This is a genomic window from Desulfonatronum sp. SC1, from assembly GCF_003046795.1.
Classification (GTDB): domain Bacteria; phylum Desulfobacterota; class Desulfovibrionia; order Desulfovibrionales; family Desulfonatronaceae; genus Desulfonatronum.
In genome coordinates, this window is sequence record NZ_PZKN01000013.1 from 26,342 (window position 1) to 41,616 (window position 15,275).

18 protein-coding genes are annotated in these 15,275 nt (G+C 60.0%); 14 read left to right on the forward strand and 4 right to left on the reverse strand.

The features are described 5' to 3' along the window. Positions 1-1,079: 1,079 nt before the first annotated feature. Positions 1,080-1,298 carry a hypothetical protein gene (locus C6366_RS08780; protein WP_107737124.1) on the reverse strand — a complete coding sequence of 73 codons (219 nt, stop codon included), beginning with the start codon at positions 1,296-1,298 and terminating at the stop codon, positions 1,080-1,082. Positions 1,299-1,422: 124 nt separating this feature from the next. On the opposite strand from C6366_RS08780, the gene C6366_RS19275 reads away from it, so the two are divergent. The 13 genes from C6366_RS19275 (at position 1,423) to C6366_RS08845 (ending at position 12,021) form a co-directional block, all read left to right on the forward strand. After that, a complete protein-coding gene (locus tag C6366_RS19275; RefSeq protein WP_146164804.1) occupies positions 1,423-1,662 on the forward strand; it encodes a hypothetical protein in 240 nt (79 codons plus the stop codon). Between the two features lie 76 nt (positions 1,663-1,738). After that, positions 1,739-2,089, forward strand: coding sequence for a type II toxin-antitoxin system VapC family toxin (locus C6366_RS08785; RefSeq protein ID WP_107737126.1), 351 nt, complete (start codon positions 1,739-1,741; stop codon positions 2,087-2,089). Between the two features lie 558 nt (positions 2,090-2,647). Then, entirely contained in the window at positions 2,648-3,037 is a 390-nt protein-coding gene (locus C6366_RS08795) for a nucleotidyltransferase family protein (RefSeq protein ID WP_107737127.1), read from the forward strand. Further along, positions 3,006-3,290, forward strand: a complete 285-nt coding sequence (locus tag C6366_RS20685; RefSeq protein ID WP_107737129.1) for a hypothetical protein — start codon at positions 3,006-3,008, stop codon at positions 3,288-3,290. Before C6366_RS08795 ends, C6366_RS20685 begins: the two co-directional genes overlap by 32 nt. A gap of 67 nt (positions 3,291-3,357) precedes the next feature. Next, positions 3,358-3,645 carry a BrnT family toxin gene (locus tag C6366_RS08805; protein WP_107737130.1) on the forward strand — a complete coding sequence of 96 codons (288 nt, stop codon included), beginning with the start codon at positions 3,358-3,360 and terminating at the stop codon, positions 3,643-3,645. After that, entirely contained in the window at positions 3,626-3,844 is a 219-nt protein-coding gene (locus C6366_RS08810; protein WP_107737132.1) for a hypothetical protein, read from the forward strand. Before C6366_RS08805 ends, C6366_RS08810 begins: the two co-directional genes overlap by 20 nt. A 22-nt stretch (positions 3,845-3,866) precedes the next feature. Beyond that, entirely contained in the window at positions 3,867-6,593 is a 2,727-nt protein-coding gene (locus tag C6366_RS08815; protein ID WP_107737133.1) for a type VI secretion system Vgr family protein, read from the forward strand. Between the two features lie 6 nt (positions 6,594-6,599). Then, positions 6,600-9,233, forward strand: coding sequence for a DUF2169 domain-containing protein (locus C6366_RS08820; protein ID WP_107737135.1), 2,634 nt, complete (start codon positions 6,600-6,602; stop codon positions 9,231-9,233). Further along, positions 9,230-10,234, forward strand: coding sequence for a pentapeptide repeat-containing protein (locus C6366_RS08825; protein WP_107737137.1), 1,005 nt, complete (start codon positions 9,230-9,232; stop codon positions 10,232-10,234). Before C6366_RS08820 ends, C6366_RS08825 begins: the two co-directional genes overlap by 4 nt. Positions 10,235-10,330: 96 nt before the next feature. After that, positions 10,331-11,092: a DUF3540 domain-containing protein gene (locus tag C6366_RS08830; protein WP_107737139.1), complete on the forward strand. Its 762-nt coding sequence runs from the start codon at positions 10,331-10,333 to the stop codon at positions 11,090-11,092. Positions 11,093-11,150: 58 nt separating this feature from the next. Further along, a complete protein-coding gene (locus tag C6366_RS19575; RefSeq protein ID WP_158269707.1) occupies positions 11,151-11,297 on the forward strand; it encodes a type II toxin-antitoxin system Phd/YefM family antitoxin in 147 nt (48 codons plus the stop codon). Between the two features lie 144 nt (positions 11,298-11,441). Further along, positions 11,442-11,753: a type II toxin-antitoxin system RelE/ParE family toxin gene (locus C6366_RS08840; protein ID WP_199221470.1), complete on the forward strand. Its 312-nt coding sequence runs from the start codon at positions 11,442-11,444 to the stop codon at positions 11,751-11,753. Then, the gene (locus tag C6366_RS08845) at positions 11,746-12,021 is read left to right on the forward strand and encodes a helix-turn-helix domain-containing protein (RefSeq protein ID WP_107737145.1); all 276 of its coding nucleotides are present in this window, start codon (positions 11,746-11,748) and stop codon (positions 12,019-12,021) included. Before C6366_RS08840 ends, C6366_RS08845 begins: the two co-directional genes overlap by 8 nt. Before the next feature lie 30 nt (positions 12,022-12,051). On the opposite strand, the gene C6366_RS08850 is transcribed toward C6366_RS08845, so the two are convergent. The 3 genes from C6366_RS08850 to C6366_RS08860 all read right to left on the reverse strand — a co-directional run bounded on the left by C6366_RS08850 (position 12,052) and on the right by C6366_RS08860 (position 14,156). Beyond that, positions 12,052-12,909: a pirin family protein gene (locus C6366_RS08850; protein WP_107737147.1), complete on the reverse strand. Its 858-nt coding sequence runs from the start codon at positions 12,907-12,909 to the stop codon at positions 12,052-12,054. 73 nt (positions 12,910-12,982) lie between these two features. Further along, entirely contained in the window at positions 12,983-13,174 is a 192-nt protein-coding gene (locus tag C6366_RS08855) for a hypothetical protein (protein WP_107737149.1), read from the reverse strand. Between the two features lies 1 nt (position 13,175). After that, entirely contained in the window at positions 13,176-14,156 is a 981-nt protein-coding gene (locus C6366_RS08860; protein ID WP_107737151.1) for a cation diffusion facilitator family transporter, read from the reverse strand. Positions 14,157-14,273: 117 nt separating this feature from the next. Here C6366_RS08860 and C6366_RS08865 point away from each other — a divergent pair, with 117 nt between their 5' ends. Beyond that, the gene (locus C6366_RS08865; protein ID WP_107737152.1) at positions 14,274-15,035 is read left to right on the forward strand and encodes an SDR family NAD(P)-dependent oxidoreductase; all 762 of its coding nucleotides are present in this window, start codon (positions 14,274-14,276) and stop codon (positions 15,033-15,035) included. Positions 15,036-15,275 lie beyond the last annotated feature (240 nt).

A 15,275-nucleotide genomic window follows, 5' to 3' on the forward strand; every position in this document is an offset into this window, starting at 1 on the left:
AAGATGTCGTGGCAGAGATAATAACAGAACAGGAGAATAACGTATGAGCCTTTTCGGGAACATATTTAAGCGCAAGCCGGAGTCGCTTCAACTTTCTGATTGGCTGGCGAACATGACCGAGGCATTTCTCAGGATGGGTGACGATACTCTTGGTCGAGACAAAGCATCACCAGACATGCTCGTGTGCTTTACGTTGATCAATACTACACATACAGCACATAACCTATTGCATACTGCTCAGCAGGTCGCGTCGAATATTGGCCCAATATATGCTGAGCTGCGCTCCTATTACGAATGCCTCTGGCAATTGATCCTGTTGCATCAGTATAGAACACCTGACGATCACGATAAAATATCGCGATTATGTGGAGACGTCACGATTCGGTTGGAACGAACTATGGAGTCGCTATTCAAGTCAAACCCGAACGTCAAACGGGCTCTTTCGGAAGCAACTGGGGCGTCGTATGAAAGAGTTATGGTTAAGGCAGTAAATGAGTACATTCACGGCGAACGCGCCCACGCGTTCCCCGAGTCGGGTGATCATATCTCAGATAACATACGAGCTCTGTCAGGAAGGATTCAGCGACTTGGGCGCCTTGATGCATCGCAGAAGGGCACGGTATATGAAGTCTTGAGGCAAGCAACCTCTAAAGCACCTTCTATGACTTTTCTTACACAGTTCAATTTTTCGGCGTGCAAAGTGCTGCCCGATGCGTTTTTCAGGTAAGCACGCCCCTAACCCATAAGGATTGACACGACCTGCAAGGTCGTTTCAATCCATTGTTCAAGAAGCCCGTCGCGTTGGCACGGATTTTTGCTATAGGGTAAAGCCTTTTCGGTCTGGCAGGGGGAGGCGGGGGATATGCCGGGCAGTTGATTGATCTGAAGGATGAGCGGGGTCAATGAGCCATGTTCAGCGTTTTTTGAGATACTCCTCCGGGATTGGCGAGGGAGACCGAGGGCATGTCCAAAACGATTTTCCGTGTTTGGACGCAATGCTTCCGTCCCGTTATCGGGCATGTATTCGGCCGGGCGTGTCGCTCCCTTGCCGGAGCGTGGTTGTCCTGGGCCGGTTCAGGTCAGCCCGTCGGCCCTCCTTCCATGGCCATGCGCCGATTTGGAATCAACGAATACAGGTAAGTCGGCACATGTCCGCGGTAACGGCACGTCATTTCCAGCATGGGGATCTGTTCCACGTGCACGGTGGCGACGGCGAAGCCGAATGCGAGTTCGATTCTGGCGCAAACCTCTTTCAGCGCAAGCCTGAAGGATGGGCTGAGCAGTCCATCGTAGCGCATCTCATGGAATGGTAAAGGTTGTAAGGAAAGTAAACGTCGGCAGCGAGGTCTGCTTTTATCAACTGAATGTTGGAGATCAGGTCGAAATAGGAAGATGATTTTTATCCAGAAATAGGAGGCTGTAATGCCAACCACATTAACGCTGGAAATTCCCGATCAAATTTATCGACCTTTACTAAGAAAGGCTAACAAATGTGGGAAAACTCTCGACCAGGTATTGATTGAATGGATGGGAGATGTAGTAAGGGATGAGCTGGATGATCCTTTATTGAAATTGGCAGGGGCTTTTTCTTCTGATATCAAAGATATTAGCTCAAATCATGACTTTTATATCGGACAAGAATTGAGTAATAACCATGAATGAAGTTTTCGCTGATACTTCCGGCTGAGCCAATTATTTTGTCCGCACTGAGCCGTTTCATCAAGAGGCCAAAGAGTTGATGCAACAATGGTATAATGATCAAACCCTTGTCGTCACAACGAATTATGTCCTTTCGGAGCTTGTCGCTTTGTTCATGAGTCCGCTCAGAATACCACGTCCGAAGCAAATCCAAGCGATTGAGACAATCAAGGCTGTTGATTGGATCGAAATCATCCATATTGACAAGAATTTAGATGATAAAGTTTGGCAATTTCTAAAGGAACGAGATGATAAAATGTGGAGTTTGGTTGACTGCTCTAGCTTTGTTGTCATGAAAGATCGCCAACTCAGTCATGGATTCACGACGGATCATCATTTTGAGCAAGCTGGATTTTTACGATTATTATACTGGTTTAGGGTGAAACAATAAAAAAAAATTCTGATGACGCCTTTATGCCGCCCTTACAGGGCTATTTTTGTTTTAACTTCATCTACCCAGGGCGTTGCCCTGGGCTATAATATGTCGCCCCGTTGGGGCTTCAGACAAGCCCTGAAAGGGCGAACTACCGTAGCCCAGGGCAACGCCCTGGGTAAAACGCCCCCCAACAATAATAGCCCTGAAAGGGCGGCATAAAATGATGCAACGCGAGCCCAAAAACAGCGATGGCCCTCTTGGAACGCCATCAAATTTAAATATTCAACCTCAAGCAGTATAAAGCATGAACAATACTCAAACTCTCTACCCTCGCCTTCTTGAGACACGCATCGCCGAGGCAATGGCCGATACACCCGTTGTTTTGGTAGTCGGTCCTCGCCAAGCGGGCAAAACCAGGCTTGTGCGGCGGATAGCAGCGCAAGAAATGCGCTGCCTCACTCTGGACGATGAACTTACATTGTTGGCAGCAAAAGAGAGTTATACATCAGAGTGGCCGCCGAAGACCGCTGGACCCTGCGCCCCTTCCTTGGTTTCCAAAGGGCCGGAGCGAACATGACCGTCTCCATCGACAAGGCGCGATCCTTCCTCAAGCAGAAGCAGCAGGCCCGCCAGGAGCAATTAAGCCTGCTCCATGCCAGGGCCGTGGCCGACGCTTCCGCCATTGTGCGCATGATCGTCCAGCGCTACAATCCCATTCGCATATATCAGTGGGGTTCCTTGTTGCGTCCGGAGCTGTTTCGGGAGTACTCGGATATCGACCTGGCCGTGGAGGGCGTGCGTGAGCCGGAACGGTTTTTTCGCATGTTCGGGGATGCGGAGCGGATGACGGATTTTCCTTTGGATTTACTGGATATCGAAAAGATCGCTCCGGAATTCGCGGAAATTATCAAGATGAAAAGTATCGTGGTCTATGAACGGGAAAATCAGCCTGCTCATCGGTGAAATTGAAAAATCATTTGACCAGCTGGCACGGTTGGAAGATTTGTATAGACACTCCACGAACCAGCTTGCCAACGACCAAAGGACGTTGGAAAAGGCTGTTTTTCTCTCGGAAATTTTCGTCAATACCTACACGTGCCTGGAAACCCTCTTTTTCCGTATCTCACAGTTTTTTGGGAATTCGTTTCCCCAGGAACAGTGGCGCCGTGATCTGCTGGACAAGATGCGGCTGCGCATCCCGGACATCAGATGTTAAAAACGCAAGCCCAGGGACAAGAAATTTCGGGGTTGTTGGCGTATGAGTGATGAGGAGCAATAGCCCCATGAAAAAAATATTGTTTGAATGGGATCCAAAAAAAGCACTTTTGAACGTTGCACATCACTTTGTCACTTTTGACGAGGCGAGTACTGCATTCGGCGATCCACTTTCACAAACAATTTACGACCCATTGCACTCAGGAGACGAAGATCGTTACGTTCTGATTGGCCAATCCATCAAATGCCGTCTTCTTGTCGTCGTTCATACGGAAAGAGGCGATACTATTCGAATCATTAGTGCAAGATTGGCAACAAACAAAGAGAGAGAAAAATATGAAGAAAATGACCAATGACCATGAAATGTTGGAAGAATATGACTTCTCTGGCGGTGTCCGCGGCAAATACTCAAAGCGTTACGAGCAAGGATCCAACGTGGTTGTTATTGAACCTGACGTAGCCAAATTTTTTCCCGACCATGAATCAGTCAACGAGGCGCTTCGCAGCTTGACGACAATCATCAAGCGACAGAGAAGAACTGAAGTCCCCATGTAGTGAAAGGCGGTAACGAGTCCCCATGCCACGTAAAACAGACAGCGCGTTCGCTTTCATCAGCCAGGGCTTTTCCGAGGAAACCTTCGACGTGGTCAGCTTTTCCGGCGAGGAGGAGTTGGGGGCGGCGTATCGGTTCGAGATTCTGTTGCAGTCCGGCGTCTCGGATTTGGACCTGGATGTGGTGATGCGCGAGCCGGCCCGGCTGGTGCTCAGAAGCCAGGTCACCCACGGGCCGGACATGGTCTATCACGGCATCCTGGCCAGCTTCGAGCAACTGCACCAGTCCGGCAAGACGGCCTTCTACCGGGCCGAGCTGCGGCCCCGGCTGTGGTGGCTGAGTCTGATCCGGCACAACCAGGTCTTTCTGGACAAGCGGGTGGATCAGTTTCTGGCCGAGGTTCTCAAGGACGCCGGGCTGGCCCTGAATCAGGATTTTGAGATGCGGTTCAAGGAGCGTCTCCTGCCCTGGGAGTATGTCTGCCAGTACGGCGAGTCCCACCTGGACTTCTTTTCCCGCTGGCTGGAGCGGGAAGGGGCCTATTACTGGTTCGAGCAGGAGGAGCGGATGGAAAAGCTCCTGGTGGCGGACACCTACATCGCCCATGTGCCGCTGCCGGGCTACGAACGTCTGGACTACCACCCTCGCACCGAACGGTCCGACGCGCCGACGGGCAGACACGTGAGCGCCTTTACCCTGAAGCAGACCTGTCAGCCCAGGAACGTCCTGGTCAAGGACTACGACTATCGCAAGCCCAGCCTGGAAATGTCCGGGCGGGCCCAGATCCAGGAGCACGGGCGCGGCGAGGTCTATCTGTACGGGGAGCAGGTCCGCAACCGGGCCGAGGCCGAGCGAATAGCCAGGGTCCGGGCCGAGGAGTACGGGGCGCGGCAGAAGATCTTTCATGGTCAAAGCTCCCTGCCCGCGCTGCGGCCCGGGTATCTGTTCACGCTGCGACGGCATTTCCGGGAATCCTACAACCAGCAATACCTGACGGTTTCGGTGCGCCATGAAGGTGGTCAGGGCGGTGGTCAGGGCGGTGGTCAGGGCGGTGGCCGGGGCGGGAGCCGGGAAGGCTTGAAGGGCGGCGATCTTGAAGGCATGACGGCAGGCGTTGACGGGGCCGAGGCGTCCTATCGGAACACCTTTTCCTGCATCCCGGCCACCACCCAGTTCCGTCCGACCCAGGTCACGGCCAGGCCCCGGATCGCGGGGACCATCTCCGCGACCATCGACGCCGCGGGGTCCGGGCAGTACGCCGAGCTGGACGAACACGGCCGCTACAAGGTCCGGCTGCCCTTTGACCGGGCCGAGCGCGGCGGGGGCAAGGCCTCCACCTGGCTGCGCATGGCCACGCCCTACGCCGGAGAGAACTGCGGCCTGCATTTTCCGTTGCTCAAGGGCACGGAGGTGCTGCTGACCTTCATCGACGGCGACCCGGACCGCCCGGTGATCGCCCACGCGGTGCCCAATTTCGAGAAGCAAAGTCCGGTCCGGGACATGAACAGCCCGGCCAACGCCATCCGCAGCGCCGGGGGCAACCAGATCGTCCTGGGCGACAAGAAGGGTCAGGAATTCATCGGCTTGTATTCCCCGTTTCACAACAGCGGCATCGTCCTGGGCTCTCACGTGCCCGGAGGCGGAGGCAGCATCGGCGTGAGCACGGGGGGCGGCTACGAGCTGTTCGTGATGGGCGCGGCCAACCAGGCCGTGCTCGGAGCCAAGAACAACCTGACCGGCGGGGTGGTCAACGAGATCTGCGCGGGGCTGAAGAGCGATCTGACCGTGGCCATGCGCTTCGCGGCCACTCTGGCCTCCCGCATCGAGTACGACAAGGGACCGGAGTTCTATCTCGGGGAAAAGGCCAGCACCCTGAAGCAGGAAATCGCCACCGCCGGGATGAAGTCCTTCTCCATCTCCGGCGGCTACTCCGACGAGATGAACAAGCAGGTCAAGGCGGCCCAGAAGGCCCTGGCCATGGGCATCGGCGGCACGGCCGCGGCCGGGCTGGGGATCATGGGCGTGTCCGCGCCCTTTGACGAGCACTTCCTCAAGGACAGCAGCATGATGTGGAAGAACGCGGCCTTTTTCGGCGGTCTGGCCGCGCTGCTGGCCGGGGGTTGGTTGTCCATGCAGGCGGCCAAGGAGGTCAAGAAGCTGGTCCAGGCCGTGGTGGACCAGGCCAAGGCCCTGAGCACCGCTGAACTGACCCTGGACCCGGCCGGCGCGAATATCGTGGTCAATTGCGACGTCAGCCCGGACGCGATCTTTTCCACCCGGGTCGCCGTCACGGACAAGTTCGGCCAGATCCAGGAATCCACCCTGTCCGTTTCCCTGGACGAGGAAAAGGCCGTGGTGCTCAAGAACACCTTTAAGGCCGACGCTCAGGACGACGGGGAGGCCGCGGCGGTGCAGATCATCCTCGGCTCCAAGGGCATCACCCTGATCAAGCCCGGCGGGGCCCAGATTGTGCTGGACAAGACCGGGGCCGTGATGGAACGGCTGGAGCCGGACGACGAGGACGCCAAACAGCTCGTGGCGGACCTGGGGCTGGAAGACGTGGCCCTGGTTCCCGGCATCATCAGCGCCAGGCGCAACAGCGCCAAGATGGAGTGCGGGGAAAACTCCGTGGAGGTCACGCCCACGGGAGTGACCATCGTAACTCCCGTCCCGGACCCGGTTCCCCCCGGCGACGAGGCCGAGCCGTCCAGCGTCCAAATCGACGCCGACGGCTTCATCAAGCTGGGCTGACCCGCCATGAAAGTCGTCAAACCCGACACGCTTTCCCTGCTCTACGCCGCCCATCCCCGTCCGTCCGGCCATCCGCGGACCGACGGGGACTACTCGCTGGTTCTGGGAGCCATGGCCGGGTTTTCCCTTGCCGACCAGGAGCCGGACCGGCTTCTCAGGGAGGACGTCCTCTGGCGGCAGGTTCAGCAGAGTCTTCCCGAGGGCGAGACCCTGGATTTCGGATTACCCAAGCCCAGGGCGGAATACCTGGTCTACGGCGCGTGCTGCTCCCGCAATCCGGTTCGGGGCAAGGAGATTCTCGTCCAGGTGGACGGTCTGCAAAAGCGCCTGCATGTCTTCGGGCCGCGCTTTTGGCGGGCCCACGGCCCCACCGCGCCCCGCTCCTTCACCCGAGTCCCCGTGGACTGGCGGCATGCTTACGGCGGGCCGAATTTTCCGGACAACCCCCAGGGGTTGGGACACGGCAAGCTGAAACAAGGCGTCCATCCGCTGCCCCTGGTGGAAACGCCTGGACATCTGGTGGCCTTTCCGCGCCAGAAAACACCGCCTGCCGGATTGACCTCCGTACCGGCTTCATGGCCCGCGCGGCGTCGGCATCTGGGCACGGTGAACACCGCGTGGCTGGAACGCGATTGGCCGGGGCCGCCGACGGACCAGAACCCGGAATACGCCTGCACAGCTCCTCTTGACCAACGCTTTCCCGGCTTTCTGCGCGGCGGCGAGCCCTTCCTGATCAAGGGCATGCATCCGGGCAAGGAAGTTCTTCAAGGCAGACTGCCCGAAATACGGGCGCGAATCTTCCTGCTCCGGCGACCGGAGCAGGGCGGGAAATTTATCGAAGTGCCCTCCCGCCTGGAAACCGTGTGGCTGTTTCCCGAGGCCGAGACGGGCGTGGTTCTGTTTCGCGCGGTGGCCGGGACCAGGGACGAGGAATGCGCGGACATCGCCGCGGCCATGGTCGTGCTGGAGAGACTGGATCAGGAACCGCTCCCCGCGGAGGAATACAAAGGGCAATGCCTGACGGCCTTGATCCCAGGCGGCAAGAACCGGACCGAGCTGGACGTCCCGGCTCCCGTGCCGGAGCCTCCTTTTGCGACAAGCCTCCCCAAAACGGCCACCTTGGGAGCTGCCGGGGTCGGGCTGGCCGGGATCGGACTGGCCGCCGCGTCGGCCAACGCCGGAGAGTCCAGTCTGCAAAGCCTGGTCGCGGCTTTGGACCAAGAGATTTCGGCCCATCTGGACTCCATCGGCGTCAGCCGGGATCAGGTCGAGACCTTTCTCGCGGAGAAAGCAGCGGAATCAAGTGCCCTTGAGGTTGAAACATCTCCCGAATCGTCCGTCGAATCGTCCGGCGCATCATCCGTCGAATCACCAAACGAATCACCAAACGAATCAGCGGGCACCCTGCTTCAGGGGCTCCAGGAAACGGCCCGGGCCGTGGAAGCCGAGGCCGTTGCCCTGCTGAGCCGTCACGGTCTGGATCCGGAAGCGGCCCAGCGGATGTTGAGCGACGCGGCCACGGCGGCCCAGGGTTCGGAGGAAGAGTGTCTGGCCGGGCTGCATGCCCTGATGTCCAGGGAGGATCTGCCGCCCGAGGTCCGCCAGGGCGTCGGGTCGGCCCTGAGCGGGTTTCAGGAAGTCCAGGCCGCGTTGGGCGTTCTGGCCGCGAAGCTGGGCGCCTCGTCAGGGAAACGCCCTGAGACTCCCCCTGTCGACGAAAAAACAGGTCCGGACGATTTTGGCCGCCTGACCACTGAGCAGGCCCTGGAACGGCATGGCTCCGGACAGGGGTTGGCTGGTTGCGATCTGAGCGGGTGCGACTTCGCGGGGCGGGATCTTTCCGGAGCGGACCTGCGTCGGGCCGCGCTGGACGGGGCAGCCTGGCCCGGCGTGATCCTGACCGGGGCGGACCTCAGCGGGGCCATGGCCAGGAAGGCGGACCTGACCGGGGCGGACCTGAGCCGGGCCAGGCTGAACGGCGCGGTCTTCGAACAGGCCCGCCTGACCGGGGCGAACCTGCGGGAATGCCTGGCGCACCGGGCCCGATTTCAGGGCGCGGACCTCTCCGGAGCCGACCTGGGCCAGGCGGACCTGCACGGTGCCGACTGCACCCGGGCCAATCTGCGCAAGGCCGGGATGGATGGCCTTCAAGGCCGGGAACTGCGTCTGAACGGGGCCGACCTGCGGGAGGCTGATTGCGGCAAGGCCGTCTTGTCCGGCTCCCGGGCCGACCAGGGGACCAACGGGACCGGGGCCGTGTTCCGGGACGCGGACCTCAAGGACGCCCGCTGGTCCGGCGCGATCCTGGCCCGGGCCGACTTCAGCCGGGCCGACCTGGACGGGGCGGACCTGTGCAAGGCCGACCTGTCGGAGGCCGATCTTTTCCAAGCCTCGGCTCGCCGGGCTCGCCTGATCAAGGCCAAACTCCATCGCGCCCGCCTGGTGGGCGTGAACCTGTTTCAGGCCTCGCTGCGCTTCGCGGACTGCACCGGGGCGCGCATGGAAGACCTCAACCTGTTCGGCGCGGACCTGTACCGCTGCGTCCTGGACCGTCCGACACTACTGGCCTTGCGGTCACGTTCGGACGTCAACCTGGACCGGACCCCGCTCCGACCGGGAATCCTGGAGCAGACGGCGTGAAAGCGACGACCGTGCTCGCCGCGTTGCGCGAACAGCGCCATCTGGAGGGCGTGGACTGCTCGGGAATGGATTTTTCCGGCCAGGAACTGCGCGGGGTGGTCTTCGAGCGGGTCCGCCTGGACCGGGCCGTGTTCCGGGGCGCGGACCTGCACGGCGCGCATTTCACGAACTGCTCGGCCCAAGGGGCGGTCTTGGCCGAGGCCCGGATGGGCCAGGTCTGCATGCTCGGCGTGGACCTCGCGGGGGCGGACCTGAGCGGATGCCATGCCCGGCTGGCCTCCTGGCGGCGCGTGACCTGCGACCGGGCCGATTTTTCCCGGGCCGACCTGGAGCGGGCCGTGCTCCAGGGCTGCACCCTGGCCGGAGCCCGTTTTTTCGGCGCGAATCTGCACCGGGCCAGCCTGATGTCCATGGACTGCACCAAGACCGGTTTCCGCGACGCGAACCTGTCCATGTCCCTGCTGGGCGGCTCGGACTTCTCGGACGCCGCCTTTCCGGGCTGCGACCTGCGCAAGGCCATGTTCCCCAAAGCCCGGCTGGACAGGGCCGATTTGAGCGGCCAGGACGTCACCCAGTGCGATTTCGGCAAGGCGTCGCTACGCGAGGCCGACCTGCGCAACGCCCACGGACGCTACGCCGCCTTCATCGGGACCGATCTGACGCTGGCCCGACTGCAAGCCGCCCGCCTGCACGGGGCCGATTTTTCCGGAGCCGTCCTGGTCAAGGCCCGGATGCGCGACGCCCGCCTGGACGAATCCCGGTTTTGCGCCGCGAATTGCACCCAGGCCGACTTTCATCACGTCGGCCTGGATTTCGCGGATTTCTCCCGGGCCGTGATCACCGAAACGAACTTCACCACGGCCCGGATGCACATGACCAACATGCACCGGACGGACATGAGCGCCGCCTTCTGGCAGGGCACGGACGTCTCCACCGTCCGGAGCACCGACGTCCGGCTGGCCGCGGCCGAGACCTGGCGGCCCAAGCCGGTGAAGCCGTAACGCCAAATCTCCATCAGCCCCTGTTTTTCCGTGCTTTTCCGTGTATTCCGTGGACAATCAAAACGCATCTCCACGGCAACCCTTCAGGAGGAACGCATGCCCAATCCCGCCGAATCCCTCGACCACGGCCAAGAACGCCCGTCGACATCGCGCCCGGCCCTGCGGGTGGTCCAGGGACGTCGAACCGCGGTCCCGCCGACTCGAACACGTCCCCAGAGCCATCCGGCAGGGCCGGAACTCCAGGTCTGCGTGATCCTGGACGGCCCTCACGACCAGGACGGCGGACAGGTTTGGCGGGTGTCCCCTACCGACGCTTCAGCCGAGCTGACGGCCCGGCGGGCCGACGGCTGCCTCCTGGAGCCGACCTCTGGAGACGTGGTCCTGGTGATGCGCCATTCCGGCGCTGTCCATTATGTGCTCAATATTTTGGAAAAAAAGGAAACCGCACGGGCCTTGCGCTTTCCCGGAGACCTGGAACTGGACGTCTCCCAGGGGCGCTGCGCCTTGCATGCCCGAAGCCTGGACCTGACGGGCCGGGAAAAAGCCATGGTTTGCGGGGAAGAGGTGACCCTGGCCGGAAAGGAGGGCAGGCTGCGCTTCGCCCGTCTGGATGTCCTGGCCAAGACCCTGGAGGCCAGGATGCAGTCCGTTCATGCCCTGGGCCAGACGGTCCGGTTCGCCGCCGCGCACCTCACGTCGCGCCTGGGCCGGGCTCTGCGCCTGACCGGCTTCGAACTGCACCGGGCCGAAACCATCCGCACCGAAGTGGAGGAACGCTTCACGGTCCAGGCCGGACAAGCCGACATTCTGGCCAGGGAGGACGTCACGGTGGACGGGGAGAAGATTCACCTTGGGTGAAATCATCGACTCCAAAAGACAGCCTGACTCGTGCAACAGCAAAGGCGATGCGGCGCTCATGTCACGGGATGAGTACGAAAGCATCCAGGAAACTCTGGAGCTTTTGTCCACTCCCGGGTTCCGCGAAGATTTCCAAATCGCCCTTCGGGAAGCGGATTCAGGAGATACGCTTTCTTTTGAAAAGGTCTTCGAGGAAAAGCAGTGAGCTGTCGGATTCGGTTTAATCGCAAGGCCGCCAAGGACATCCACCGATGATCGATAAACAAGACTTGACCGAGTTCACACATATGTTATCTTTTGCCCCGTGAGAAGAATCCATTTCTACAACACGGCATCTGGGCGTTGCCCAGTGCAGGAACATTTGGACACGCTACCGGATAAAACCGTCGCCAAGGTTGCGTGGGTTCTGCGTGCGGTGCGTGATCTGGATCGAGTTCCGGCAAACTACCTGAAGAAGCTGGTCAACACGAACGACATTTGGGAAATCCGTGTCGACGTTGGTGGTAATACGTTTCGGCTGCTCGGTTTTTTCGATGGGCGGGAGTTGATCGTATTGACCAATTCGTTTCAGAAGCAGACCCAGAAGACACCGCAAGGCGAGATTCAGCTCGCGGAAAAAAGAATGTCAGACTATCTGAACCGGAGGAAGAAGCATGGATGATCTGGAAAAATATATTGAAGAACGCAAGAATCGTTCCGTGGAATTCGCCGACGGCTTTGAGATCGGGTATGAGCAGTTCAAGATCGGCATGCTTCTACGCGCTGCACGCGAGGAAGCCGGCCTGACCCAGGACGAGCTTGCTGAACGCCTTCATACCAAAAAATCGGCAATATCCAGAATTGAAAACCACGCGGAAGACATCAGGCTTTCTACGCTTGGGAAATTCGCCGAGGCCATCGGGAAACGTCTCACCTTAAAAATCGCATGAGCGAACAGTGCCGCCTGGAGTTATGAGTAGCTACGCCAAATGACGCGGGGGATGCTTGATGAAGGTTTCGTCGCGCAGATCCTGGAACGCCCGGTCCAGTTCCTGCCTGGTGTTCATGACGATGGGGCCGCGCCAGGCAATGGGTTCGTTCAGGGGCCTGCCGGTCAGAAGGAGCATCCGCAAGGGGGCTTCACCGGCGACCACCGCCAATTCGTCCCCGTCGCCGAACAGCACCACCTGTCGGTTAGCCACGTCCGTCCCGTTCACCGTGCCCGCTCCGCCGATCACGTAGATGAAGGCCGTGAAGCCGCGCCGGGTGGGATGGATGAATTCCGTGTTCGGCGGGATGGTGCAGTCCAGGTATTCCGGGGCCACCACCACGTCGTCCACCGGGCCGGAGACATCGCCCACGGTTCCGGCGATGATCTTGATCCTCGTGCCGTTTGCGGTTTCAACCTCCGGAATATCCGCGACCGTAATGTCCCTGTATTGCGGCTCGATCATTTTTTGATCCGCCGGAAGATTGGCCCAGAGCTGAAACCCGTGCATGGAGCCGTGGGCGTCGCCCTTGGGCATTTCCTGGTGAATGATCCCGCTTCCGGCGGTCATCCATTGGACGTCCCCCGAAGAAGTGATCCCGGTGTTGCCCAGGCTGTCGCCATGCTCCACATCGCCCTTGAGCACGTAGGTGATGGTTTCGATTCCCCGGTGCGGATGCCAGGGAAAGCCCTTCAAGTAGTCTTCGGGACGGTCTGAACGGAAATCGTCCAGCATCAGAAACGGGTCGAACAACTCCGCCTCGTAGTACCCAAAAGCGCGGTGCAGTTTCACGCCCGCTCCTTCGGTGATCGGTTCGCCAAAAAAAACCTGTTCGATGGCTCGGCGCATACGGGACTCCTCGTGATGCGGGTTGTTGCTCACGTCATGGCCGCCGGTACAGCAAGCACCGGCGCGGCGGCTGTCAGCGAAAAAAGCCCAGCAGGCCGATGAAGCCCAAAAAACCCAGGTAGCCCACGTAACGCAGCGGGCCGGACGCTCCCCAGGCTCCGAACGCGGCGAAGGCGGCAAAGGCGCTGAACATGGGCTTGAAGAAACCAAGCAGTCCGAGCACCCCGAGGACGCCTGAAAGTTGAATCATCCGACCGAGTTCCATGTCATCCTCCTTGTTTATCGTCTGACGGCTGAAGGCTGTCGGGAAGTTGCGTTTGCTGGTCCGAGCCGTCGTTGGCCACCCCGCCGATGCAGTGTCCGTCCCAGGAGGCGTCGTCCTCCACGGGCTCCACGTGGATGGTCAGACTGGTGTTGTTCAACCGCGATTCGACCAGGTTTTCGATCCTGTCGCAAAGTTCATGCGCTTCCTGGACGCTGCACCTTCCGGGCAGCAGCAGATGCACGTCGATGAACCGCCGGGAGCCGGACTTGCGGGAGCGCAGGCCGTGGAAGGGAGCATCCGGGGCCTGGGCTTGCAGGGCCTCGGTGATGATTTGGATTTCCTCGGCCGGCAAGGTGTGATCCATCAACCCGTTCCAGGAGCGGCGCAGCAGGTCCACGCCGGCGCGCAAAATGTTCACGGCCACGGCCATGGCGATCAGGGGGTCGAGAAAAAGCCATTCCTCCGGGGCGACGATAATCACCCCGATGCCGACAACCACGGCCAGGGAGGTCCAGACGTCGGTCATCAGATGTTTGGCGTCCGCCTCCAGGGTGATGCTGTCGTGCTTGCACGCGCCGTGCATCAGAACCCTGGCCGCGCCCAGGTTGATGGCCGCGGCCAGAACCAGGACCGCCATGCCCCAGCCCAGGCTGTCCAAGGGGACGGGGGCGAACAGGCGCTGCACCGAGGTGATGAAGATGGTCGCCGCGGCCACGAGGATCAGGGTTCCCTCCACCCCGCTGGCGAAGTACTCCACCTTGTCGTGGCCGTAGGTGTGGTGTTTGTCCGCCGGACGGGCCGCGATGAGCAGCGCGATAAAGGCGATCAGCCCGGCCACGAGGTTGATCACGGACTCCGCGGCATCTGAAAAGATGCTCACCGAGCCGGTCATCCAGAAGGCCCCAAACTTCAGGCCCATGGTCACCAGGGAAGCGGCCACGGACACCAGGGCGTAGCGGGCGGGGGTTTGCAACAGGGACATGAGACGTCTTTACAGGACGAGCGCGTGTCCTGTCTAATGGATTACGTTTTCGACGGATGGCGTTTCAGTTGACCGAAGTGGCCCACTGGGTGCTCCAAAAGCCAAGGAGAAAATATCATGCACGAACTACACGGAAAAACCTTGCTGCTCACCGGCGCGTCCATGGGCATCGGGCGGGCCTTGGCCGTGGCTCTGACCGGGGAAGGGGTGAATCTGGTGATCAACGCCCGGAGCGCGGACCTTCTGCGGGAGACGTGGGAGCTGTGCGTCGGACGGGGCGGGGCGTCCAAGGCCGTGGCCGAGATCGTAGTCGGCGACGCTTCCAAGGCCGAGACCGTAGCCACCATGACGAAAGCCGCGCAAAAGATTGGGAATTTCCAGGGCTTCATCCATGCCGCCGGAATTCTGCATCCAGGGCCGTATGTCTGGGAGCTGTCGGATAAGGACTTTTTGGCCGTGTTCCAGGCCAACGTCATGGCCGCCCATCAGTTGATTCGTGGCTGTCTGCCCCTACTACTGGAGCAGGGGAGCGGGCTGGCGGTTTTCTTCGGTTCCGGGGCCGCGGAAAAGACCCAGCCGGGCATCGCGGCCTACTGCGCGGCCAAGGCCGCGGAAGAACATCTGGCCCGCCAGTTGGCCGCCGAGGCCCCGGAAATCACCTCGTTGGTTTACCGGCCGGGGATCGTGGAAACCCGGATGCAGGTCCAGGCCAGGGAATCAGAGGGCGGCGCGGCCCAAAAGCTCCAGGCCGTATTCCGACCGTGGAAGGAACAAGGACAGTTGATGACCCCGGAACAGTCCGCCGCCGGGTTGGTCAGATTGCTTGCCGCGAATCCGCGCCGTCTGCACGGCAAGACCTGGGACGTGCGGGATCTTTAGCAGTCCGTTGAAAAACTCCCAATTGCTGCGTCGCTGCAAAAAGTTCAAACTCTCACGAATGAATAAATACGCTTCGACCTTGATTCGATTGCCAGGACGGCAAATCGAAAATGTGGCGCAGCCACAGCCCGTAGGGGCCGGACACAGGACGTGTCCGGATAGCTTTTTTTGTTCCTTGCACTTAGGGTTTTTGAACGAACTGCCGGATAAGGACTTTTTCAACACTCAGCTAGGAAAACC

Coding starts and splice junctions, on each gene's coding strand:
- C6366_RS08855 (WP_107737149.1), bottom strand. CDS start 13,174: ATGGAACTCGGTCGGATGATTCAACTTTCAGGCGTCCTCGGGGTGCTC.
- C6366_RS19575 (WP_158269707.1), top strand. CDS start 11,151: ATGTCACGGGATGAGTACGAAAGCATCCAGGAAACTCTGGAGCTTTTG.
- C6366_RS08785 (WP_107737126.1), top strand. CDS start 1,739: ATGCAACAATGGTATAATGATCAAACCCTTGTCGTCACAACGAATTAT.
- C6366_RS08865 (WP_107737152.1), top strand. CDS start 14,274: ATGCACGAACTACACGGAAAAACCTTGCTGCTCACCGGCGCGTCCATG.
- C6366_RS08795 (WP_107737127.1), top strand. CDS start 2,648: ATGACCGTCTCCATCGACAAGGCGCGATCCTTCCTCAAGCAGAAGCAG.
- C6366_RS08780 (WP_107737124.1), bottom strand. CDS start 1,298: ATGCGCTACGATGGACTGCTCAGCCCATCCTTCAGGCTTGCGCTGAAA.
- C6366_RS08830 (WP_107737139.1), top strand. CDS start 10,331: ATGCCCAATCCCGCCGAATCCCTCGACCACGGCCAAGAACGCCCGTCG.
- C6366_RS08815 (WP_107737133.1), top strand. CDS start 3,867: ATGCCACGTAAAACAGACAGCGCGTTCGCTTTCATCAGCCAGGGCTTT.
- C6366_RS08850 (WP_107737147.1), bottom strand. CDS start 12,909: ATGCGCCGAGCCATCGAACAGGTTTTTTTTGGCGAACCGATCACCGAA.
- C6366_RS08860 (WP_107737151.1), bottom strand. CDS start 14,156: ATGTCCCTGTTGCAAACCCCCGCCCGCTACGCCCTGGTGTCCGTGGCC.
- C6366_RS08845 (WP_107737145.1), top strand. CDS start 11,746: ATGGATGATCTGGAAAAATATATTGAAGAACGCAAGAATCGTTCCGTG.
- C6366_RS08805 (WP_107737130.1), top strand. CDS start 3,358: ATGAAAAAAATATTGTTTGAATGGGATCCAAAAAAAGCACTTTTGAAC.
- C6366_RS08810 (WP_107737132.1), top strand. CDS start 3,626: ATGAAGAAAATGACCAATGACCATGAAATGTTGGAAGAATATGACTTC.
- C6366_RS08820 (WP_107737135.1), top strand. CDS start 6,600: ATGAAAGTCGTCAAACCCGACACGCTTTCCCTGCTCTACGCCGCCCAT.
- C6366_RS20685 (WP_107737129.1), top strand. CDS start 3,006: ATGAACGGGAAAATCAGCCTGCTCATCGGTGAAATTGAAAAATCATTT.
- C6366_RS19275 (WP_146164804.1), top strand. CDS start 1,423: ATGCCAACCACATTAACGCTGGAAATTCCCGATCAAATTTATCGACCT.